Below are 23,447 nucleotides of genomic sequence, written 5' to 3'. Positions count from 1 at the left end.
GGGGACTATTTATGAAAATAAGCATGAAAACCCGCATAACAGAATTGTTTGGCATTGAATACCCGATCATCTGCGGGGGAATGTTGTGGCTGGCTACTCCGGAATTATGTGCTGCCATTTCCAATGCCGGAGGGCTAGGAAACATAACTGCCTGCAACTACAACACCGGAGAAGAGCTAAGAGAGGCTATTCAAAAAGCACGTCAGCTCACCAGTAAGCCTATAGGCGTAAACATTACCCTGCTCCCTTCCATGCGCTTTACCGAAGAAATATTTGATGATTTTTTCAAGGTCTGTGCCGAAGAAAAAGTAGAAGTGATCGAAGTATCAGGCAAACCAGCAGTAAAATATCTGGATATGCTGCATAAGGCCGGAGTCAAAGTCATGCATAAAGTGGGGGCAGTTCGCCATGCCAAAAATATTGAAAGATACGGCTATGATGCGGTAATAGCAGCTGGCATCGAAGAAGGCGGTCATCCTCTCAATGATGATGTTACCACTATGGTCTTGCTTCCCCGCATCGTAGAAAGTGTCAATATCCCGGTAATCGCAACCGGTGGTATTGCTACCGGCAAGCAAATGGCAGCCGCTTTAGCTCTAGGTGCGGAAGGAGTGCTTATGGCTACCCGCTTTATCGCTACCAGAGAATGTCCGGTTCATCCTAAAATATGGGAAGAACTTATTAAACGCGAAGAACATGAAACCACCCTCATCTGCAAAACAGTCGGCCTGCAGGGAAGAGCTTTAAAAAACAAGCTTACACAGCAGGTACTGGAAATCGAAGCTAGAGGCGGAAGCTTAACGGAAATTATCCCTCTCCTTTCCGGACAAAGGGCTAAAGAAGCCTGGGCCACAGGAGAAGTCGACAATGCTGCTCTTATGGTCGGCCAATCTATAGGTATGATTAAAGAAGTATTAACCTGTGAAGAACTCATAACCTCCATGGTAAAAGAAGCCAAAGAAACCCTGGAAAAACAGCTAGCTCGCTTCAGTTAATCCATGAAAAATGGACAGGGAATTAAAAACCCTGTCCTCTACTTTATCTCATATTCCACATCAATATACTCTTCTCTTTTTCCCTCCTTTGTATATTCAGCTTTCTTTATCAACTTGCGATAAATGCCCGGGGGGATAAAACCTATGGCTAAATTTATAATCTTCTCCGTCGTTTCCAGGAGATTCTGATCCCCATCCCAGTAAGAAAGCAGCACCTCACGATCAACACTATCCATAAGACGCTTGGTAGTCAGAGCTAAAAGCAGAAGATCATCTAATTTCCCTAAAAAAGGTATAACATCAGGCAAAAAATCGAAGGGAGATAATACATAAGCTACGGTAGCTCCCAATAAAATTTTATCTCCCTTAGGTACCCTTTCATCTTTCATCAGCCGGTACATAAGCTTCATAAAGTTAGGGATAAAAAGAAGGGCTTCTTTTAACCAGTCTTCATCGTCATATTTTTTTTTATCATCTGCCTTAAAATCCACCGTTTTACCCCCCTTAACAATTTTTTAAAAAACGATTTTCTTGCCTCTTATATTAACACTTAAAATCAAACCTACAGCTACTATATTGGTAAGCATTGAACTCCCTCCATAACTTACAAAAGGCAGGGGTATCCCTGTTATGGGCATAATGCCTATAGACATACCTATGTTTTCAAAAACATGAAAAAGCCACATAGCACTTATACCGGCTACTACCAGGGTACCGTATAAATCACGCGCACTGTAGCTTATATAAACAGAGCGCAAAATTAAAACCCCGTAAAGAATGATTACTATCGCAGCCCCTATAAACCCCAGCTCCTCACCGATAACCGCATAGATAAAATCAGTATGGTGTTCAGGAAGAAAATTAAGCTGTACCTGGGTACCGTTAAAAAGCCCTTTTCCCGTTAACCCACCTGATCCTATAGCAATTAAAGATTGAATAGTATTCCAGCCAAATCCTCTTCCCCCTTGCCCATCATTATAAGGATCAATAAAAGCCAAAAGCCTCTTTATCTGGTAATCTTCCAGAGGTAGCCAGGTGCCAAACTGAAAATGCATCCATATCATGATAAAAGCTGCCGTTAAAGCTCCTAGCACCAGGGTCCATATAATGCGCGGATTGGCTCCGGCTATTAACAGCATTACCAGAGTAAAAGCAATATATACAAGTCCGGTACCCAAATCAGGTTGTAACATTATAAGACCAAAAGGAACTCCAATATAAAGCAAACAAAGCATTATCCCTTTTAAGGAATGTAATTCGCTCTTTCTCCTGTTTATAAAATCAGCAAAGGCTAATATAACCAAAACTTTAGTAAATTCAGCCGGTTGTACGGGAGGAAGAGGTCCTATGCTTATCCAACCCGTAGTTCCTCTCACTTCCTGCCCCAGAACAAGTACAGCAAGCAGCATAACTACTGCTATCCCATATAAAATCCAGCTGTAACGTGAAAACTGGGTATAATCATATTGCATAATAAAAAAGGCCAGCAGTAAACCTATAAATATAGCTGCCAGCTGTTTTTTTACATAAAAATAAGAATCAGAGGCCATCCCACTGGAAGCACTGAATAAAACAACTAAACCTAAAGCCATAAGCAAAGCCCAGGCAAAAACAAAAGATTTATCTATAAATTTAAGTCTCTTAAGTTCCACTATATATTACCTCCCACGCCTATTATATCACAGGAGGTTTTGGTTAAAATAAAACTATAAACTATTTAATAATTGCAAAAATAAGAAAAGGAGGTAAATTAACCCCCTTTTTTTAACTTTTTTGGTTAGGCATTAACTGCCCTCTTAAATCCTCTTACCGGAATATTAGCCACCAGAGCCACAGAATTTTCTTCATTTTCTAAATTAACCAGAAGAGCATCTTCATCTATATCCAGGTATTCTTTTATAACCTTTATCAAATCTTCTTTAAGCGCATTTAAAAACTCGGGAGAGACGGAAGCCCTATCATGTACCAGTACCAGCCTCAGCCTTTCCCGCGCAATATCCTTGCTGGCCACCGTGTCTTTATTAAATATTTTGCTTAAAATATCTAACAAAACCATACCCTCCCTCACCTATCTTGCTAATTTAAGCATCCTGCGAAATCTTTCCATAAAGTTTCCTTCATCGAGGGACTCGATAGGAACATTTTCCCCTGTTATCCTGCGGGCAATGCGTTTATAAGCTGCTCCGGCTCTGGAATTACTATCGGTTACAGCTGGTTCTCCTTTATTAGTAGAAATAACTATAGCTTCATCTTCAGGCACTACTCCTAAAAGATCTATGGAAAGAATTTCAATTATATCCCCTATATCCATCATGTCTCCCCGTTTAACCATTTTGCTTCGCAAACGGTTTATTATAAGACGCGGATTATTGAGCCCGGCCGCTTCTAATAGACCTATAATGCGGTCAGCATCTCTTACCGAGGACACTTCAGGGGTAGCTACTACTATGGCATCATCAGCCCCGGCAATAGCATTTTTAAAACCTTGTTCTATGCCAGCCGGACAGTCAACCAGAATAAAATCAAAATCTCCCCTAAGTTCATTAGTAAGATTTTTCATCTGATGAGGAGTTACTGCCGTTTTGTCCTTGGTTTGCGCGGCCGGCAAAAGATAAAGCCCCTCGAACCTTTTGTCTTTGATAAGTGCTTGTTTTAATTTGCAGTTATTATTTACCACATCCACAATATCAAACACAATGCGATTTTCTAATCCCATAACTACATCCAGGTTGCGCAGACCAATGTCAGTATCAATCAGAACAACCTTTTTATTCATCATAGCTAAAGCAGAACCTATGTTGGCGGTGGTTGTTGTTTTACCTACCCCACCTTTCCCAGAAGTAATAACAATAACTTTTCCTTTCATCCTTTTTCCTCCTCATATTTTTAACTTTTCAATAACTACCTTACCAGCTCTTATACGTGCCAATTCCGGAGTATTTACCATGATTACCTCTCCATCGGGAGGGCGGGTGATATGATTGGCTATTCTAAGTTGAGTAGGGATAAGCCTGTAAGCAGCTATAATAGCCTTTTCATCTCCAAATGCCCCGGCATGAGCCATTCCCCTTAAAACCCCCATCACCAGAATATTCCCCCCGGCTATAACTTCAGCTCCTGGATTTACATCGCCCAAAATCACTATATTCCCTCGCGCAAAGCATTTCTGCCCTGACCGCAAATTTTTTCTAATAAGTGCTGTTTCTTCATACTCCGGCATATCAGCCGGGAAACCGGCATTTTCTTCATTTTGGGGTAAAAAAAACGAGTTTTCTTGCCCCGGCGGACCGTTAGTCATAAGTTCCTTAAGGTGTAAACCATAATCAAGCAAAATATCTTCCAGTTCCCTTATTTGTTTTTGACTTAAATTTTTATATCCTATATAAACATTTACTTTATCCCCCAGACGATACTTTTGATTTTGCCTAATTTCTTCCTTAAGTCCTTTTTTCATATCCATAAAAGTATCATAAATCTCAAGGTTTATTATCTTTTCTCCTTCCAAAATTTTTACTGCTGATGACACCGGTAACCCTCCATTCAAAAAGGTGTTCTTTCCTAACAATTCTATTGTTTCATTTTTTTTCCTTTAATGAAAAATAAAAAAATAGGGGATATATTTTCTAAACACCCCTATTTTAGTCGTAACCGAAATAAAAAATTATCTTATTATTCGAGATCAGTATTCGACAATTTTTTATCTATTCATTTGTAGCTTCTATTTCCGCTATATAATCTCTTATGCCAAAATACTGCTCAAAAACAGCCTTGGCTACATAGCCAGCTGATCCTCCACCACTAAAACCATATTCTACTATACCGGCAAAAGCTATTTGGGGATCATCTGCCGGAGCAAAAGCGATAAAAACCCCGTGAAAATCCCGTTTACGATCATCGCCTGCCCTTCCTGTTTCAGCTGTTCCTGTTTTAGCAGCCACCTTTATCTCAGCAGGGAAATTAGCAAAAAGATGATAAGCAGTTCCCCCCGGCTGCGTAACTTCCAGCATAGCCCTTTTAGTTTCGGCAATAGTTTCCGGTTTAACATTCATTTTTCTTACCACTGTCGGTTTAAATTCTTTTACCACTTTACCCTGGGGATTGACTATTTTTTTTACCACATGAGGCTGCATTAATTTGCCGCCGTTGGCAATAGCCGCCACATAATTTGCCAGCTGAATTATAGTGTAATTATTGGATCCCTGTCCAATTGACATGTTAAAAGTATCAAAAGGCTGCCATTTGGTATTAAAATTATAATCAATTTGATACTGAGCTTCTAATATAGTCTTTTCATTAGCTTTCTTCTTTAGGAGACGTTCTCTTTCTTCTTTGGAAACAGCCTCCTGCAGCAACAAGGCATATTTTTCTTCCATTTCCTTTCTTTTTTGTTCGTACTTGCGGTCAACAAGCAAGGCATTAATTTCTCTTTTCCATTCCGGGGTAGGTAAAAGGCCACGCTTTTCACCCGGCAAGTCAATGCCTGTTACCTGGCCTAAACCAAACTCCGAAGCTACTCTTATCAGCTGGTCTTTGCCAGCACGGCGCCCCATTTCCTGAAAGTAGGTATTACAGGAAACAGCCAGGGCTTTATAATAATTAACATTGCCGTGTACCCCGGTACATTTTATATAAGGCGCCACCCAGTATCTGCCCTGACAATTGACATAATCCTTCAAGGGATCTATTACTCCTGCTTCCAGGGCTGCCATACCGGTTATCGGTTTAAAGGTGGATCCTGGCGGATAAGCTGCCTGTATAGCACGGTTAGTAACCGCACCGGGATTTAAAGGATCGTAAACCTGTCCTTGAGGGAAGTAATAAGCTGCTTTCTCCGGTGCTAAATTGCCTTTAAAATCATCGGGATTTAAATCGGGCTTGCTTACCATAGCCAGAATTGCGCCTGTTTTTACATCAATAGCCACCGCAGCTCCCACTTTAGCCTTCGGATGCCCTGATTTTTGCAAGCTAGCAAGCACTTCATCCATGCTTTTTTCCATTACTTTCTGCAAATTCATATCCAGAGTGAGATATATATTATTACCAGGTACAGGCTCCAGAGTAACCAGTTCCCTTATGGGGTACCCCCTGGCATCTACTTCTACCCGGCGAGCCCCATATTTACCCCGCAAATATTTTTCATATTGCTTTTCTACCCCTGACTTTCCTACCAGGCTGTTGATATTGTAAACCCCTTCTTCTGCCTCTGCCAGTTCTTCCCTGGATATGGAATGGATATAACCTAAAACATGCCCGGCCAGAGTACCGTGAGGATAAGTGCGCAGGGGTTCAACATCTACATCAACTCCGCTCAAATATCTCCGATTTTCCTCAATTTTAACTACCAGATCCCAGGGAATATCACGCATAATAACTACCGGTTCATACAACCGGTAACGCTGTTCATTTATTTTTTCCTCAATTTTATCGGCAGTTATTTCCGGATAATAATCAGCTAGCATAGCGGCTAGTTTTTGTATTACCGGTTCCTTATTTCCTTCCAGCGGAGATATGGTGAGAGTATAGACTAACTTATTTGTTGCCAGAACTTCGCCCCGGGAACCATATATTTCCCCCCGCAAAGGTTTTACCGCCAGAAGCCTTATGCGATTCTGCTTGGCCTGCGTTTGGTAAACCTCATTATGCCAGAGTTGAAGTATGGCCAATCTAATTATCAATACAGCTAAAAGCCCTATAACAACATAAGTATATATTTTAAGTCTTTTTTCTAATCTGGATGATTTCATTAATTCTCTCCTCACCCTGTTTCAGCACTCCAAAATGAACAGCCTTGTAATACCATATATAAACAGGAATAGCTAAGAAAATATTATAAACAATCTGCCAGGCTACCATTTTTAATATATTTAAGCTCAAAAAAGCCCCGTTTAACCAGGCTAAGTTTAAAATTAAAACCAGAAAGCTATTTACAACGGTTGCTAAAAATACCCCTAAAACCCCTACCATTAAATTTTCCTTAAAAACCGTCCCCTGCAGGCGGCCAATAATATAAGCAGTCAGAGCCTTGGCAAGAGCGTTAACCCCGATAAGCCTTCCCAAAAATAGATCTTCCAGCAAACCGCATAAATAGCCATAAAATGCACCTCTAACCGGCCCGTTAAACAAAGCAAAAAAAACAGCGAAAATAAGAACTAGATCAGGTATCACACCATTTATACTGTAAAAACTAAAAAAAGTCGACTGTAAAAATAATGCCATAATTGGTAGCAGGGTAAGGACAAAATATCGCATTATTCATTCTCCTCAGCTACATTTTCTACAACCTGCTTAAAATCAGTAATAATTAAGACTTCTTCCAGCTTATCAAAATCCACAGCCGGCTTTACGTCTGCTGATAACAAAATGCCGCCTGCCTCGCGATATACCTCCTTTACCGTACCTACCTTTATCCCTTTGGGATAAATCTGGGACAGCCCCGAAGTTACAATAACATCATTTTTTTTGATAGCGGAATAATAAGGTATATTAGTCATGCGCAAAATATTACTCTCACCAGTTCCCTCCACTATCCCGGTAGTCTCACGGGTATTTTGGATCAATACCCCAACCGCAACGGATCTATCAGTCAGCAGGTTTACATAGGAGGAATATGAGCTGGTACTGGTAACAACCCCTACCAGTCCTTCGGGGGTTATTACCGGCATATCTTTAGTTACCCCGTTCTTTTCTCCTTTATCAATAATAATCACCTGATACCAGTTATTGGGCTTTCTGGCTATAACTTTGGCCGGCAGCAGGTTATAGACCTCCAGATTGTCATTTTGGAATCCTAAAATATTTTTAAGGCGCAAAGCCTCCATTTTATACTCACGTAAGGCCTGGTTCTCCAGTTTGAGTTTATCATTTTCCGCTTCCAACCTGGCAATAGTCTCTTCCAACTGCTTTCTCTCTTCAAAAAAAACGCTTATCTGCGATATCTTTTCCTTAACGCCACTAACCCCGCTAAAAAGCGGGGTATAAATCTCACGCAGCAGGTTTTCCGCCCAGGTTATATCATATCGCTCCTCCGAACTGGAACGAATCAATATAAGCGAAATAAGCAGGATAAAAAATATTATCCAAAAATATTTTTCCCTCATCCATCTAAACAAAGCTTTTCACCTGTCTAAAAGGTTTTTTTCGGAGAAATCAATACTCGTTTTAAAACTTCAATATTCTCAAGCACTTTACCAGTTCCTCTCGCTACTGCCCGCAAGGGGTCTTCACATACATATACAGGCATATTGGTCTCCCGGCTTATGAGTTTATCCAAACCGCGCAGAAGCGAACCGCCGCCAGCCATAACAATACCGCGATCCATAATATCGGAAGCCAGTTCCGGTGGAGTCTTTTCCAAACATACCTTTATGCCATCAATAATAGCATCTATCGTTTCTTTTAAAGCCTGCTGGATCTCTAAACTCGACACCTTTATGACTCTAGGCAGCCCGGTTACCAGATCCCTTCCCTTAACTTCATAATATTCTTCCGGTCCTTCCCATAAAGCAGATCCTATCGATATTTTAATATCTTCTGCCGTTCTTTCGCCAATCAAAAGATTATAATTCTTTTTTAGATGGTGAATTATAGCTTCATCCATATCATCCCCAGCTACCCGCACCGATTTTGCCGTTACAATGCCCCCTAAAGATATAACTGCTACCTCAGTAGTTCCTCCTCCAATATCCACAATCAAATTTCCCGTAGGTTCATGTACAGGAAGCCCGGCTCCAATGGCTGCTGCCATGGGTTCTTCAATAAGATAGGCTTCCTTCGCTCCTCCCTGCAGGGCTGCTTCCCTAACTGCTCTTTCTTCCACCGTCGTACATCCGGTAGGAACACTTATCACCACCCGGGGCCTTGCTAGAGGGTTTTTTTGTCCTAAAGCTTTGGTTATAAAATATTTAAGCATAGCCTGGGTTACATCAAAATCAGCAATAACCCCGTCTTTCATAGGCCTTATAGCCACAATATTCCCCGGTGTCCTGCCTATCATCCTTTTAGCTTCATCCCCAACTGCCAGCACTTTTCCCGTATCACTCTGGATAGCTACTACTGAAGGTTCATTTATTACTACTCCTTTGCCCTTAACATGTACCAGGGTATTAGCAGTTCCCAAATCTATTCCCAGATCTTTCCCAAACAAAGCTTTTTCCTCCTTCATTAAATGAAATGTTCAGCTTTTAAACTGCAGTAGCGGTTATCGCCGATTATTATATGATCAAGCACTTCAATCCCTAATATCCTGCCTGCTTCTATAAGCCTCTGGGTAATTTCTATGTCTTCCCGGCTAGGAAAGGGATCACCGCTGGGATGGTTATGTACTAATATCACAGCTGCTGCACTCATTTTAACCGCATTTTTAAAAACTTCCCGGGGATGTACTACCGCACTATTAAGTCCTCCTACCGATATGTCTTCCATAAAAATAATGCCATTTTTGCGGTCCAGATACAAAACCCGGAAATGTTCACGGTCAAAATACCTCATTTCTTCCATTACTATATTTTTAACATCTTCGGGAGATTTTACAACCTCCTTCTGGTTGCAGCTCAAAGCAGCACGCCTTCCCAATTCAAAAGCTGCTTTAATAGCCACGGCTTTAGCCGGTCCCACCCCATGTTCACTTATAAGTTCATTAAGGCTTACTTCCCTTAAATTACGAAGCCCTCTGTATTTTACCAGCAAATATTTGGCCAAATCCAGAGCACTAAGATTTTTTGTCCCCATGCCCAGTATTATAGCCAGAAGCTCTTCTTCGCTCAGGCTTCTTTCTCCTTTAGCCATCATCTTTTCCCGCGGGCGCATAGCAAGGGGCATATCCTTAATCCCAATATTATATTCGCCCAAAGCCTTACCCCCCTAAAAGATTTACCCCCATTTGTTTCAACATAAGGTATAACCGGTACAGCGGTAGTCCTACCACATTAAAATAGCAGCCTTCTATTCTTTCCACAAACAAAGCTCCTAACCCCTGAATTCCATAGGCCCCTGCTTTATCCATAGGCTCTCCTGTCCTTATATAATGCCATATTTCACCTTCTTCTAAAACCCGAAAATAAACCTTGGTCCTCTCTGTTTCCAGCAAAGTTATACCCCTTTTTATATCCCTAAGACATACAGCCGTAATCACCTGATGACTCCTTCCGCTCAGCATAGCCAGCATCTCATAAGCCTCTTTTGCCGAGCCAGGCTTTCCTAAAACTTTATCCTCTAAAACTACTATGGTATCGGCAGCAATAATTATACCTTCATCATAATTACAGCTGCCGGCTACATACTCGGCTTTATTTAATGCCAGCCTTCTAGCCCCTTCTTCCGGAGTTTCGTAAGGAAAAATCTCTTCTTCGGTATAAGCAGGATATTTTATAAACTCTATCCCTATATTTTGCAAAAGCTCACTGCGTCTTGGTGAAGCAGAAGCAAGTATTATCCTGGACAAGCTATCTCCCCTTTACGGCATCATATTTTGCGGTAGAGTATATAAGCCAGAACAAATCCCAGCAGGGTAAATAGATTTATATTAAGCATAAATCCAAAGGTAAAAGTTAAAACCTGTAAATCAACTGTAAAACCGGGTATGCCCAGGCTCTGATTCGTACCTAAAAAACTCAAAGCTGGCCATAACTTTATTATAGCATTCCCTATCCATCCCCCAACAATTCCACCTAGAATGACCAGCAATAATAGTACCTGCCAGCCAGGATATGAACGTGATCTTGCCACCATGCATTCCCCTTTTATCCCATGTTTTTCTAAAGTTTAGCATTACTTACCGCTAAAAACAAGGCAGGTAAAAACAGCAAAAGCCCTCATAAGGAGAGCTTTTGGCTATTATTTGCAGCTATTCTGACTTATCTATTAAAAGCAAGATTGAAACTTAACACTTCTAGATTTACTGACAGATCAACATTGCGTAAAACTACTTCCCGCGGTACCTTTAAAACCCGGGGAGAAAAATTCAAAATAGCTTTAACCCCTGTCTTTACCAGACGGTCCGTAACCTCCTGAGCCGCTGAAGCAGGTACAGCTATTACGCCTATAGTTATATTTTGCTCTCTTACTCTCTCTTCCAGCAATTCCAAAGGTTCTACCTCTATATTCCCCAGCTTAGTACCTATTATATCAGGATCAACATCTAATACGGTGACAATCTTAAAACCCCGTTCGGCAAAGCCTTGATAAAGAGCCAAAGCCGACCCTAATTTCCCGGCTCCTACAATTATAACATTCCATTCCCGATCTAATCCTAATATCTTTATAAGGTGATTATAAAGCTCATCTACCTTATACCCTACTCCACGCGTGCCAAATTCTCCAAAGTAAGCCAGATCTTTTCTTACCTGGGCTGAACTCACCCCTGTTCCCTTGGCTATATCTCCGGAAGAAACCGTTTCTACTCCTTCTCTAGCTAACTGGTTAAGGTACCGGGAGTAAACCGAAAGCCTCATAACAGTCGCCTCAGGAATCTTAAAGACCTTCAAAAATCTCCCACTCCTTTTACCTCTTGATAATCTATTTTAACATTTTGTGAAAAAAATAGCTATAATAATGCCTTAACTTATTATGAAAAAAATAGCATAAAATATGGCTGCCACCAGTCCGGAAGAGGGAATAGTTATTAACCATGCCAGTATCATCTGACGGGCAATATTCCATCTTACCCCCTTAAACCTTTTAGCTGCTCCTACTCCCATTATGGAGGAAGAGACAACATGGGTGGTACTTACCGGCGCTCCCAGCAGGGTGGCAGTATAAATAGTTAGCGCAGAAGTAAAATCAGCTGCAAAACCATTTATCGGTTCAATACGAAAAATTTTTCCTCCCATAGTACGGATAATCTTCCAACCGCCAACTGCTGTTCCCATAGCCATAGCTGTTGCACAGGCCATCTTTACCCATAAAGGAACCTGAAAGCTGGATATTAAACCTCCTCCTACCAGAACCATGGTAATAATCCCCATCGATTTTTGCGCATCATTGGAGCCGTGGGCAAAAGAAGCCATAGCCGCCGCCAATCTCTGCAGCTTGCGAAACTTATTATTGATCCTTGCCGGTGAACTCCAGCCAAAAAGCCAGAAAAAAATAGTCATAACCGTACCGCCCATAACAAATCCTATTACCGGAGAAATTATCAGTCCCGCAAATATTTTTATAAAACCATGCCAGTTTATAATATCAAAACCAAAGGCTGCCGCAGCAGCTCCACTCAATCCTCCGATTAAAGCATGAGAGGAACTGCTGGGGATGCCGAAATACCAAGTAAAAAGGTTCCAAAAAATAGCTCCCATAAGAGCAGCAATTAATACTAAAGGAGAAATCACTTCGGGCGGCACAATATTTTTCCCAATAGTAGCAGCTACAGCCGTTCCACTCAAGGCTCCCAAAAAATTTAAAACGGCTGCCATAATCACAGCAGTACGCGGCATTAACGCTTTGGTGGATACAGAAGTAGCAATAGCATTAGCGGTATCATGAAAGCCGTTTATATAATCAAAAACCAGAGCTAATAAAATAACTACAAATATAAGCCAGAGACTAAACATACTTTACCGCAATCGCCTTTAATACATTGCTTACATTTTCACAATCATCCAGGCTGCTTTCTAAATGTTCATAAATTTCTTTCCATTTTATAACCTCGACTACATTCTCCGTTTTCTCAAAAAGAAGGGCAATACCTGCCCGATACAGATAATCCCCTTCATGTTCCAAAGCTCTTATCTTGTCACAAGATTTTATTATCTCCCTGTACTCTTCACGGATTTTAGGAAGCTTTTTCACCGCATTTTTGATTTCCAAAGCAGCTTCTTCCAAAACCGCAGCCAGTTTCAATATATAATCTGCCTTCGGTTTACCGGCCTTATATATAACTATTTTTTCCATAGTCCCCTGAATATGGTCAACAACATTATTAAGCTCTCTTACCAGCAGCAAAATATCTTCCCGGTCAAAAGGAGTAACTAAAGAACTGTTAAGCTGTCTCATAACCTGGGATAATATTTTATCTCCCTCTTCTTCTACCTGATTCATTTTCTCCAGATTCTTTTCCGGTTCTTCATAGGCAGATAAAAATTGTTTTAATAGACAAGATGCCTCCCACAGGATATCTGCCATCTGGTTAAAATAGACAAAAAATTTTTCATCACGCGGCTTCAAGCGAAAAAGCACTTTTTAGCCTCCTTAGCAGTTTCTGTATACATTATATCAACAACTAATTTAAATTATTGTTAAGAATATGTTAACAGCCTAGGGTCTTATAAAAACTCGCCGGGCCTGATTTATTACATAAAAAGATCCGGTTATAAGCAGGTAATCATCTCCTGCCAGAGCTTTTAGGCCTTTTCCCACCGCTTCTTTTATATCTTCGACCTGATAAACTTCCACCTGCGGATATAGAGAATGTATAATAGCGGCTACCCGGTTCCAGTTTTCCCCGCGCGGGCCTTCCGGTCTGGTTACTATACATTTTACGGTATCTTTTCCTAAAAACCTCAGTGTCTCTACGGCATCTTTATCATCTACTATCCCGCATACCAGCACTTTTTTCCGGCCGGGGAGCAAAGTATAAAGCGATGTGCTAAGTGCTTCCGCCCCTTGCGGATTATGAGCCACATCTACAATAACCAGAGGATCCCGGCTTACTATTTCTAAACGGCCCGGTATTTTAAGAAAAGATAAAGCACTTCTTATATGTTCATCACTTATCTTAAATCCCTGCTTCTTTAAAAGCATCAGGGTGGTATAGGAAGTGGCCAAATTATCCAGCTGATAGTCTCCCAAAAGGGAGAAAAAAACCCCTTTTAATTCATGCCCCGCAAATTCAATTGTCACCTCTTGGCCGTAAATATCCTGCTTTTCCCTTTCTACCCAGGTCATACTGCTGGCATAAATAGGAGCTGTCTTATTCATGGCTTCATCAACTATAACCCGGAAAGCCTCTTCAGGAACCCGGCCTACTACTACTGGCACCCCATGTTTTATGATCCCTGCTTTGTTATAGGCAACTTCAGCTATAGTCCCCCCTAGAAAATCCATGTGATCAAGCCCTATACTGGTTATTACCGAGACCAGGGGAGTAATTACATTGGTAGAATCATACCTTCCCCCCATTCCCACCTCTATAACGGCTATATCTACCTTTTCATCTTTAAAATATTGAAAAGCTATAGCCGTCAGCACTTCAAATTCTGTGGGATGGGGAAAACCTTTTTCCGTCATCGTTTTTATCCCTGCTTCAACCTGGTCTATATACTGCTTCAAAGTTTGCGCATCAATTTCCTGTCCATTGATAGTAAACCTTTCCCGGTAAGAATGCACATGGGGGGAAATAAACCTCCCCACCTTATAACCAGCTTGGGCCAGAACTGAAGAGATTATGAGGGAAGTTGAACCTTTCCCGTTGGTACCGGCTATATGCACATAATGCAGATCTTTTTCCGGATTTCCCATTTCCTTTAACAACTGTTCTATGCGCTCTAATCCCGGCTGGCTCCCTAAAGCGGTGAGCCTGTATAAATGTTCTTCTATGAGTTTTTCAATATGGCTAATCGTTGTAAAATCCCCTCCTTCTTCAATTTAGCCTCCCTGGCTTTGCCCTCTTCTTTTGCGATTACTTCAGGCGGGGCTTTAGCCAGGAAGTTCTCATTCTTAAGTTTATTTTCCGCTTTGGCAAGTTCATTTTCTACCTGAGCTAATTCCTTATTAAGCCGGGATATTTCTTTCTCAATATCTATAACCCCTTCTAAGGGAACATAAATTTCGGCCCAGGCCGTAAGAGCCGACACCGCTTGTTTTGGTTTATTTTCCATCTTATCGACTATTTCGGCTTCAATTAAATGAGCAAGCTCTTCTATATAAGGTTTATTTTCGCTAAATACCGCTAACTTATCCTTATCTTTAACCAATACTATGGCCTTTATTTTGGCTCCTGGCCCTACATTAAATTCAGCCCTTATGTTTCTTATAGCTCTTATAGTTTGCATAATATGCTGCATCTCTTCTAACGCATCCTTCATTACTCTATTCTCGTCAAACTCCGGCCAGGGATCCAGCATAATAGTTTCCGTATGGCCAGGTAAATGTTGATAAATTTCCTCGGTTATAAAAGGCATAAAAGGATGCAAAAGCCTTAAGGTAGTAGTTAAAACTTCTACCAGAACATTTTGTACTAGCAGCTTTTCCCGGTTATCTTTGGGCCTAAACAACCTGGGTTTAGCCAGCTCGATATACCAGTCGCAAAACTCATCCCATATAAAATCATACAAACAGCGGGCTGCTTCCCCTATATCATACTGTTCCAAAAGCCTTTCTACCTCTTTTATGGTAAGGTTAAGCCTTGATATTATCCATTTATCAGGAAGTGCCATCTCTTTCTCATCCAGGTCTATTTTTCTGTATCCTTCTAGATTCATAAGCACAAAGCGGGAAGCATTCCATATCTTGTTGGCAAAATTGCGCGTATTCTCAACCTTTTCCCAGTGGAAACGCACATCATTACCGGGAGTTACGCCGGTAATCAGAGAAAACCGCAGAGTATCAGCTCCATATTTTTCGATAACTTCAATAGGATCTATGCCGTTGCCCAGAGATTTGCTCATTTTGCGCCCTTGGGCGTCAAGTATAAGCCCGTGAATATTTACCACCCGGAAAGGTACTTTCCCGGTATGCTCCAGGGAAGAAAAAATCATCCTGGCTACCCAGAAAAATATTATGTCCCTTCCCGTAACTAAAACATCAGTAGGGAAGAAGTATTCCAGATCCGGGGTAGAATCCGGCCAGCCCATAGTAGAGAAAGGCCATAAAGCACTGGAAAACCAGGTATCAAGAACATCCTCATCCTGTTTTAAGTTGTCTGAAGCACAGGCGGTACATCTTTCCGGATCTTCTTTGCTGCAGATAACTTCTCCACAATCCTGGCAATACCATACAGGAATCCGATGTCCCCACCACAGCTGCCTTGATATACACCAATCTTTTATATTCTCCATCCAGTTAAGATAAATGCGGGTAAATCTCTCCGGCACAAAACGTATTTCTCCATCTACTACCGCTTTGATCGCCGGCTCAGCCAGGGGTTTCATCTTTACAAACCACTGTTTCGATACCATAGGCTCAACTATCGTATCACACCTCTGGCAATGCCCCACCGCATGGTTATGCGGCTCTACCTTCAATAAATAACCTTGCTCTTCTAAATCTTTTACAATAGCTCGGCGACATTCGCTGCGGTCTAAACCCTGGTACTTACCGGCATTTTCGTTCATCACTCCATGTTTATCCATAACCACAATCTGTTCCAGATTATGTCTAAGGCCCATCTCAAAATCGTTGGGATCATGAGCCGGGGTAACCTTGACAGCACCGGTTCCAAATTCCTTATCTACATACTCATCAGCAAAAATAGGTATAACCCTGTTCACCAGAGGAAGCACTACTTTTTTGCCAATAAGATGTTTATATCTTTCATCTTCCGGATGTACAGCAACTCCCGTATCTCCCAGCATCGTTTCCGGCCTGGTGGTAGCTACTACTATATATCCATCTTCCCCTTCTACGGGATATTTTATATACCACAAATTTCCTGCCGTTTCCTCATGTTCTACTTCAATATCAGAAATAGCTGTATGACAGCGCGGACACCAGTTTATTATGTAGTCCCCCTGGTAAATAAGCCCTTTTTGGTAGAGATTAACGAAAACTTCCCGTACCGCCCGCGAACATCCTTCATCCATAGTAAAGCGCTCCCGTGTCCAGTCACAGGAAGCTCCCAGGAGACAAAGCTGGCTCGTAATACGGCTGCCGTAAAGGTTTTTCCACTCCCATACCCTTTCCAGAAACTTTTCCCGGCCTAAATCATATTTGCTCAAACCTTCTTTAGCCAGAGCTTCTTCTACTTTAGCCTGGGTCGCAATACCGGCATGGTCAGTTCCCGGCAGCCACAAAGTATTGTATCCCTGCATACGGCGCCAGCGTACCAGAATATCTTGCAGAGTATTATCCAGAGCATGTCCCAGATGAAGTGAGCCGGTAACATTAGGAGGGGGCATCACTATAGAAAAAGGTTTTTTGCTGCGATCTTCACTAGGAGTAAAATAGCCGTTTTTACGCCAGTATTCATACCACTTTTTTTCTACATTCTGCGGGTTATAAACACTCGGCAGTAGATTGTCAGCTGACATCTAAAAACCTCCTCTGATTAAGGAATCTCTTTGCGCTTTTAAACTATACTTTATAAATTTTAATTAATACCAGTTATTTAAAGCAAGCTTTTCTGTCCATATTTCAATTATTAGGCAAAATCCCCTTTAATAAACATGAGCTAATTTCCCATTGTCCATACTACCTGTATTATGATAAGCTAAACCTGAAACACGGTCAAATTATTAAAACAGCTTGGGGGTATAAATAATGGCTATCCTTAAAATAGGCAGAAACGAACCTTGTCCCTGCGGCAGCGGAAAAAAATATAAAAAATGCTGCGGGCAGCTGGAAGAACTTGCCGAGATATCATCTGACCCTTTTATTCACTATAGCCAGCTTATCCTGGCTGCTAAAGCCAAGTTAGACAGCCATTACCAGTCAGGACTTAGAAAAATAAGAAACGAAGCTAAAGAACTCTTTTTGCGCTTTACTACCAGTAAAACACTTCCCCAGCAGAACGAATCCATCTTTTCCGACTGGCTGTGGTTTGATAAAACCGATTCTAAAGGAAATACCCTGGGTTACTACTATCTCAAGGAAAACGGGAATTTTATGGAAACCAATCTTAAATCATGCTTATCAGCCCTGGTTATGTCATATCTCTCGGTATATGAAATAATAAAGGCAGAAGAGAGAACATTAACCGTAAAAGATATCTTCCTAAACCGGGAAGAGAAAGTTCTGCTTAAAGAGCCCTGGGAAGAAGAAAAAAACCCCGGTTCTTATCTGCTTCTGGGAAGAATCTTAAAGCTCCCTCAGACAAGCCTTTTTTCCGGTATGGTTTTACTGGCCAAAAACGAGCCGGAAACGCGGGATTTTATCATAAAACATATGGAATATCTGCAAGAAGTGCTTAGAGAAGATATAAGCTGGCTTTTGAAATTCAAAGGGGAAATTCTATACGGCATCTTTGATCATGCCCTGCATAAAACCTGGGTAAATCTTCATGATATGCGTTATATTCCTCTTAACCAGGGAGAAAAAGATATTATAATAGCTAAACTGCAAGAAAATCCTGCCTACGAATTGCTACACAGCACCCTGGGCATAAACTGGTTTCGCCCTACCTGTCCCAATCGCGGGTACATAAGAATAGCTGTGAGTGATGACTATGCTGTCGCCTGTGCAGATGTGCTGGAGGATGTATACCATCTTAAGGAAACAATTAAAAATATCTTTCCGGATAAAGAATGCCAGGTGTTAAACAGCTTTTTCCTTACCAGACCTCCTTCTCCGGAGACAGCTGATATATGGTTTACCATAATGAAAGATTATGAAACCGAACGCTGGCTGGATATGCCTTATGAGCAAACAGAAGGAAAAACCCCACGCCAGCTTTTGCAAGAAGAAAACGGCAGGCAAAAAGTAGCCCAAATGCTTAAAGAATTTGCTTCGCGGGCAACTTCTGAGCCCCAAAAAGAATTAATCACCTACATGCAGGCCAGAATAAACTAAAAGACCGGAACCCCTCCGGTCTTTTCGGTCTTTTTATAAAATTTCTTCAATAGCAGCTAAAACTTCTTTGACCCCTTCACCTGTTTCCGCGGAAAAAGGGATCAAAATATGGTTGGCATCCAGTTCTAATTTTTCTCTTATCTGCCTTATATGTTTCTCTCTTTTTCCCCGCGAGATTTTATCGGCCTTAGTAGCCACCATTAAAATAGGTATTTCATGGTACATAAGCCAGTCTTTCATCAGAACATCATTTTCGGTAGGAACATGACGGATGTCCAGCAGTTGAATTACTCCTTTAAGCTGCCGGCGCTGACTCAGGTAGCCCTCAATCATCTTTTTCCACTTCAGCCTTTCCTCTTTGGAAACCTGAGCAAAACCATAGCCAGGCAAATCCACAAAGTACCAGCTGTCATTTATCATGTAAAAATTGATAGTGCGGGTTTTACCAGGATTGGAACTTGATTTGGCTAAATTCCTGCGGTTTACAACCTTGTTTATAAGTGAAGATTTTCCCACATTCGACCTGCCTACCAGGGCTATTTCTGGATATTCGCCTTGCGGGAGTTTATCCAGATCTACAAAAGCCCCTCTGAATTCAACTTTTTTTATCTCTATCATCCTTACCACCTTTTAAAGCCTATTTTAGTTGAAAGACCAAGCTTTTAGGCTTGGTCTTTTACCAGGGTTTCTTTTAAAACTTCATCCATATGTTCCACCAGGACAAAGCGCATCTTCTTTTTTACATTAGCCGGGATTTCCTCTAAATCTTTCTTGTTTTCAGCTGGCAGGATGACGGTATTAATCCCTGCCCGGTGGGCAGCCAGCACTTTTTCTTTTACTCCCCCAATAGGAAGCACCCTGCCTCTTAAGGTTATCTCTCCGGTCATGGCCACATCGCTTCTAACTGGTTTTCCTGACATAGCCGAAGCTAGAGCCGTAGCAATGGTAATACCGGCTGAAGGCCCATCTTTGGGAATAGCACCTTCGGGAACATGCAGGTGTACATCATAACTATCCCTTACCTCATCACTTATTCCCAGCTCTTCGGCTCTTGAACGCACATAGGTAAGTGCCGCCTGCGCCGATTCCTTCATGACATCTCCTAATTTTCCGGTAAGGGTTAAATTGCCTTTGCCTTTAAGCAAGGCTACTTCGACCGCCAGAATATCTCCACCCGTTTCCGTCCAGGCCAAGCCAGTTGCCACCCCTACCTGATTTTCTTTCTCCGCCGTCCCATAGCGATACTTTTCGGGCCCGAGCATATTTACCACGCTATTCGCCGTTATACGAGCATAGTAGTTCCTATCCTCCACTACCTTGCGGGCTACCTTGCGGCAAATAGCTGCAATCTGTCGTTCCAGATTTCTGACTCCTGCTTCTCTGGTATATTCCCTTATTATTTTGCGTATAGCACCTTCGCTGAAAGATATATTAGTCTCTTTAAGCCCATGTTCTTTTATCTGTTTAGGTATAAGATAATCCATGGCAATATGCAGTTTATCTTCTTCAGTATAGCCGCCTAGTTCGATTATTTCCATACGGTCAAGCAGAGGCCGCGGAATGTTGTGTACTGAATTGGCCGTCGTTATAAACATGACTTTGGAAAGATCAAAAGGTATTTCCAAATAATGATCACTAAAGCTGTTATTCTGTTCAGGATCCAAAACTTCAAGCAGAGCAGATGCCGGATCTCCTCTAAAATCCATAGTCATCTTATCAATTTCATCCAGAAGGAAAACAGGATTTTTAGAACCTGCCTGCTTCATTCCCTGCAAAATCCTTCCCGGCATAGAACCTACATAGGTGCGCCGGTGTCCTCTTATCTCTGCCTCATCTCTTATACCCCCCAGCGATATGCGGACAAAATTGCGGTTTAAAGCATGGGCTACTGATCTCCCCAGCGACGTTTTTCCTACTCCGGGAGGTCCTACCAGACATAATATAGGACCTTTCATCTTTTTAGCCAGTTTGCGTATAGCCAGATATTCTATGATTCTCTCCTTGGGTTTTTTTAAGCCATAATGCTCTCTTTCCAATATTTCTTCTGCCACTTTTATATCCAGCCGGTCCCGGGTTTCCACCGACCAGGGAAGGGATAAAAGCCAGTCCAGATAATTTCTCACTACTACTGCTTCGGCCACCATAGGAGGCATTTTTTCAAGCCTTTCCAGTTCTTTGTAGGCTTTCTCCCGGGCATGTTTGGGTAAATTAGCCTTTTCTATCTTTTCTTTCCATTCTTCAATCTCCATGCTCTTCTCATCTTTTTCTCCCAGCTCTTTCTGAATCGCCTTCATCTGTTCTCTTAAGTAATATTCCTTCTGGGTCTTTTCCATCTGCTTGCGTACCCGGATATTTATCTTTCTCTCCAGTTCCAGAACTTCCATTTCTTTGGCCAAAATTTCACAAAGATATTCTAAGCGCTTGTTTACATCCAGAGCTTCCAGTATCCTTTGTTTTTCATCGATTTTCAAGGTCAAATGGGAAGCAATCACATCTGCCAGTCTTCCGGGTTCTTCAATGGCTACTACTGATATTACCGTTTCCGGAGGAATTTTTTTGCTCATCCGCACATACTGTTCGAACTGGGAAACCAGGGTACGCATAAGAGCTTCAATTTCGGCATCTTTTTCCAGGTTATTCTCCTTAAACTGCTCCACCTTTACCTTCATATACGGTTCCATAGCTATAAACTCTTTTATCTGCGCCCGGCACAGCCCTTCTACCAGTATGCGCATGGTTCCACCCGGCATTTTTAATATCTGCCGGATCTCCGCAATCGTACCTATATGATAAATATCATCTTCATAAGGATCTTCATTTTGAGCATCTTTCTGGGTAACCAAAAATATTTCCTTATCGGCCAGCATGGCTTCTTCTATGGCATTAACCGATTTTTTTCTTCCCACATCCAGGTGAATAACTGTATAAGGAAAAACCAGCACTCCTCTTAAAGGAAGCAGCGGCATAATTCGGTATTCATTTTCCTGCTGCAACTATAACACCTCCCAAGCAAATACATTCTACTACAAGTGGATACTCTGTGCAATAATTCCTGTTTAACCCAATATAATTATATTATTACCTGCGCAAAAAGCCGACCTAAAAAGCAATACCCCTTTCTAAAAAGACAAAGTGCTAAACTCTTTTACCCCACCTGTTTTTTCAGGAAGCAAAGCTATTTTAAATACTTCATCAAGTTTTTTTACCGGTATAACTTCTAATTCAGGGAAATCTTCAAAAATACCCAGCCAGTTATCAGCAGGTATTATAACCTTTTTTATTCCTGCACGTCTTGCCGCTTCAATCTTACTTATTACGCCTCCCACCGGCTTTATCCACCCGTGTACCGAAACTTCGCCCGTCATGGCCACCTCATTATCCACAGCCATTTTGCATATAGCAGAATAAACCGCTACGGCAATGCTTACCCCGGCTGAAGGTCCATCAACCGGAATACTTCCCGGAAAATTTATATGAATGTCATAATTTCTGATATTAAGTCCATACAGGCTTTTTAGCACTGTAAGCACATTTTCTACGGCTCCTTTGGCCATACTCTTACGCCGCACCTTGCGATTTCGGTTTTCTACCTGCTCTTCTTCTACCACCCCGGTAACTATCAATTCTCCTTTACCCTGCCAGGCTGGAAAGGCTGCCGCCTCAATTTCTATCAATGTTCCCATACCTGCTCCATAAACAGCCATCCCGTTAACAACGCCTATTCTAGGTGTAGCAGAGGGTCTTACATCTATTCTAGGGGAAAACCTTCCATTATTCAAAACTTTTTCTACTATCCTGGCATCTATTTTTTTCTTTCCTTCCATCATAGCTATACCAGCTGCCAGCTGTACCATATTTACTGCTTCCCGGCCATTGCTTGCATACTTGACTATTTCCTGCAGAGCTTCTTCCTCCAGCATAAAATCGACTTTTAAAGCTGCATTGGAAGCAATAATTTTTATATGTTCCTTCTCTAAAGGTTTGAAAAAAACTTCTACACAACGCGACCTAAGAGCGGGGGGAAGTTCTTCCGGCATCCGGGTAGTAGCTCCCACTAATCTAAAATCAGCAGGTAATCCATTTTGAAAAATATCATGGATATGAGGGGGGATATTACGGTCATTTTCGTTGTAATAAGCACTTTCCAGCATAACCTTGCGATCTTCCAGAACTTTTAAGAGCTTATTCATCTGCATGGGATGAAGTTCACCTATCTCATCTATGAAAAGAATACCTCCATGTGCTTTGGTACAAGCTCCCGGTTTAGGCTGAGGAATACCAGCCGAGCCCATAGGCCCTGCCCCCTGATATATGGGATCATGTACCGAACCTATCAAGGGATCAGCAATATTCCTCTCATCAAAACGGGTAATAGTAGCATCTACCTCTACAAAATTAGCATCCTTACCAAACGGCGATAAAGGGTTAGCCTTGGCTTCCTCTAAAACTAGCCTGGCAGCAGCTGTTTTCCCTACTCCTGGAGGCCCATAAATAATAACATGCTGAGGATTAGGCCCACATAGAGCAGATCTTAAAATACTTATCCCCTCTTCCTGCCCTATAATATCTTGCAAACAAGTCGGTCTGGTTAAACTGGACAAAGGTTCAGTAAGCCTTAGGCTGCGCATTTTTTTCAACCTTAAGCTTTCGCGTTCTGATTCTCTAGTAACAATAATCTTTTTACTCTGTTGATTTTTAAGAAGGGTCCAAAAATAAATGCCGATTATTATGGCAAAAAACAGCTGTACCAGATACAAAACTCCGCCATACTTTATAAAAAACTCATTCATAATTTTT

Annotated in this window: 22 protein-coding genes; 2 read left to right on the top strand and 20 right to left on the bottom strand. The window is 41.6% G+C overall.

Going from position 1 to position 23,447, the window contains the following annotated elements; translation table 11 throughout:
• The first annotated feature begins 11 nt into the window (after positions 1-11).
• A complete protein-coding gene (locus tag BUB92_RS04865; RefSeq protein WP_084728336.1) occupies positions 12-995 on the top strand; it encodes an NAD(P)H-dependent flavin oxidoreductase in 984 nt (327 codons plus the stop codon).
• 38 nt (positions 996-1,033) lie between these two features.
• Here BUB92_RS04865 and BUB92_RS04860 read toward each other — a convergent pair whose 3' ends face one another.
• The 17 genes from BUB92_RS04860 to BUB92_RS04780 all read right to left on the bottom strand — a co-directional run bounded on the left by BUB92_RS04860 (position 1,034) and on the right by BUB92_RS04780 (position 17,173).
• Positions 1,034-1,486 carry a YkvA family protein gene (locus BUB92_RS04860; RefSeq protein ID WP_073090848.1) on the bottom strand — a complete coding sequence of 151 codons (453 nt, stop codon included), beginning with the start codon at positions 1,484-1,486 and terminating at the stop codon, positions 1,034-1,036.
• 24 nt (positions 1,487-1,510) lie between these two features.
• Positions 1,511-2,647, bottom strand: coding sequence for a rod shape-determining protein RodA (gene rodA / locus BUB92_RS04855; protein ID WP_084728335.1), 1,137 nt, complete (start codon positions 2,645-2,647; stop codon positions 1,511-1,513).
• Positions 2,648-2,772: 125 nt separating this feature from the next.
• Positions 2,773-3,045: a cell division topological specificity factor MinE gene (gene minE / locus BUB92_RS04850; RefSeq protein ID WP_073090843.1), complete on the bottom strand. Its 273-nt coding sequence runs from the start codon at positions 3,043-3,045 to the stop codon at positions 2,773-2,775.
• Positions 3,046-3,063: 18 nt separating this feature from the next.
• Positions 3,064-3,861 (bottom strand): septum site-determining protein MinD, encoded by a 798-nt coding sequence (minD, locus tag BUB92_RS04845; protein ID WP_073090841.1) that lies wholly within the window; start codon positions 3,859-3,861, stop codon positions 3,064-3,066.
• Between the two features lie 12 nt (positions 3,862-3,873).
• Positions 3,874-4,521, bottom strand: a complete 648-nt coding sequence (minC, locus tag BUB92_RS04840; RefSeq protein WP_341372072.1) for a septum site-determining protein MinC — start codon at positions 4,519-4,521, stop codon at positions 3,874-3,876.
• Between the two features lie 175 nt (positions 4,522-4,696).
• Positions 4,697-6,739: a penicillin-binding protein 2 gene (locus BUB92_RS04835; protein WP_073090839.1), complete on the bottom strand. Its 2,043-nt coding sequence runs from the start codon at positions 6,737-6,739 to the stop codon at positions 4,697-4,699.
• Complete coding sequence (gene mreD, locus BUB92_RS04830) at positions 6,708-7,244, bottom strand: rod shape-determining protein MreD (RefSeq protein WP_073090837.1); 537 nt, start codon at positions 7,242-7,244, stop codon at positions 6,708-6,710. The genes BUB92_RS04835 and mreD overlap by 32 nt, the downstream gene beginning before the upstream one ends.
• On the bottom strand, positions 7,244-8,104 hold the full coding sequence (gene mreC, locus BUB92_RS04825; protein ID WP_073090834.1) for a rod shape-determining protein MreC: 861 nt from the start codon (positions 8,102-8,104) through the stop codon (positions 7,244-7,246). The genes mreD and mreC overlap by 1 nt, the downstream gene beginning before the upstream one ends.
• 14 nt (positions 8,105-8,118) lie before the next feature.
• Positions 8,119-9,156 (bottom strand): rod shape-determining protein, encoded by a 1,038-nt coding sequence (locus BUB92_RS04820; protein WP_073090832.1) that lies wholly within the window; start codon positions 9,154-9,156, stop codon positions 8,119-8,121.
• The gene (gene radC / locus BUB92_RS04815) at positions 9,156-9,842 is read right to left on the bottom strand and encodes a RadC family protein (RefSeq protein WP_073090830.1); all 687 of its coding nucleotides are present in this window, start codon (positions 9,840-9,842) and stop codon (positions 9,156-9,158) included. Before radC ends, BUB92_RS04820 begins: the two co-directional genes overlap by 1 nt.
• A 4-nt stretch (positions 9,843-9,846) precedes the next feature.
• Positions 9,847-10,434, bottom strand: a complete 588-nt coding sequence (locus tag BUB92_RS04810; RefSeq protein ID WP_073090827.1) for a Maf family protein — start codon at positions 10,432-10,434, stop codon at positions 9,847-9,849.
• A gap of 20 nt (positions 10,435-10,454) precedes the next feature.
• Positions 10,455-10,718 carry a DUF4321 domain-containing protein gene (locus BUB92_RS04805; RefSeq protein ID WP_242939004.1) on the bottom strand — a complete coding sequence of 88 codons (264 nt, stop codon included), beginning with the start codon at positions 10,716-10,718 and terminating at the stop codon, positions 10,455-10,457.
• Positions 10,719-10,846: 128 nt separating this feature from the next.
• The gene (locus BUB92_RS04800) at positions 10,847-11,476 is read right to left on the bottom strand and encodes a redox-sensing transcriptional repressor Rex (RefSeq protein WP_073090822.1); all 630 of its coding nucleotides are present in this window, start codon (positions 11,474-11,476) and stop codon (positions 10,847-10,849) included.
• A gap of 72 nt (positions 11,477-11,548) precedes the next feature.
• Complete coding sequence (locus BUB92_RS04795) at positions 11,549-12,538, bottom strand: inorganic phosphate transporter (RefSeq protein WP_073090820.1); 990 nt, start codon at positions 12,536-12,538, stop codon at positions 11,549-11,551.
• Positions 12,531-13,163: a DUF47 domain-containing protein gene (locus tag BUB92_RS04790; protein WP_073090818.1), complete on the bottom strand. Its 633-nt coding sequence runs from the start codon at positions 13,161-13,163 to the stop codon at positions 12,531-12,533. Before BUB92_RS04790 ends, BUB92_RS04795 begins: the two co-directional genes overlap by 8 nt.
• A gap of 78 nt (positions 13,164-13,241) precedes the next feature.
• Positions 13,242-14,465 (bottom strand): bifunctional folylpolyglutamate synthase/dihydrofolate synthase, encoded by a 1,224-nt coding sequence (locus BUB92_RS04785; RefSeq protein WP_278280499.1) that lies wholly within the window; start codon positions 14,463-14,465, stop codon positions 13,242-13,244.
• Between the two features lie 53 nt (positions 14,466-14,518).
• Entirely contained in the window at positions 14,519-17,173 is a 2,655-nt protein-coding gene (locus BUB92_RS04780; protein WP_073090813.1) for a valine--tRNA ligase, read from the bottom strand.
• Positions 17,174-17,402: 229 nt separating this feature from the next.
• Here BUB92_RS04780 and BUB92_RS11970 point away from each other — a divergent pair, with 229 nt between their 5' ends.
• Complete coding sequence (locus BUB92_RS11970) at positions 17,403-18,650, top strand: YecA family protein (protein ID WP_073090811.1); 1,248 nt, start codon at positions 17,403-17,405, stop codon at positions 18,648-18,650.
• 33 nt (positions 18,651-18,683) lie between these two features.
• Here the strand turns inward: BUB92_RS11970 and yihA are convergent, their stop codons facing one another.
• The 3 genes from yihA to lonB all read right to left on the bottom strand — a co-directional run bounded on the left by yihA (position 18,684) and on the right by lonB (position 23,440).
• A complete protein-coding gene (gene yihA, locus BUB92_RS04770) occupies positions 18,684-19,268 on the bottom strand; it encodes a ribosome biogenesis GTP-binding protein YihA/YsxC (RefSeq protein ID WP_073090808.1) in 585 nt (194 codons plus the stop codon).
• A 44-nt stretch (positions 19,269-19,312) separates the two neighbouring features.
• The gene (lon, locus tag BUB92_RS04765; protein ID WP_073090889.1) at positions 19,313-21,616 is read right to left on the bottom strand and encodes an endopeptidase La; all 2,304 of its coding nucleotides are present in this window, start codon (positions 21,614-21,616) and stop codon (positions 19,313-19,315) included.
• A gap of 153 nt (positions 21,617-21,769) precedes the next feature.
• Complete coding sequence (lonB, locus tag BUB92_RS04760) at positions 21,770-23,440, bottom strand: ATP-dependent protease LonB (RefSeq protein ID WP_073090886.1); 1,671 nt, start codon at positions 23,438-23,440, stop codon at positions 21,770-21,772.
• Between the last annotated feature and the right edge of the window lie 7 nt (positions 23,441-23,447).

Source organism: Thermosyntropha lipolytica DSM 11003, from assembly GCF_900129805.1.
GTDB lineage: Bacteria > Bacillota > Syntrophomonadia > Syntrophomonadales > Syntrophomonadaceae > Thermosyntropha > Thermosyntropha lipolytica.
This window is presented reverse-complemented; position numbering and strand designations above follow the sequence as displayed.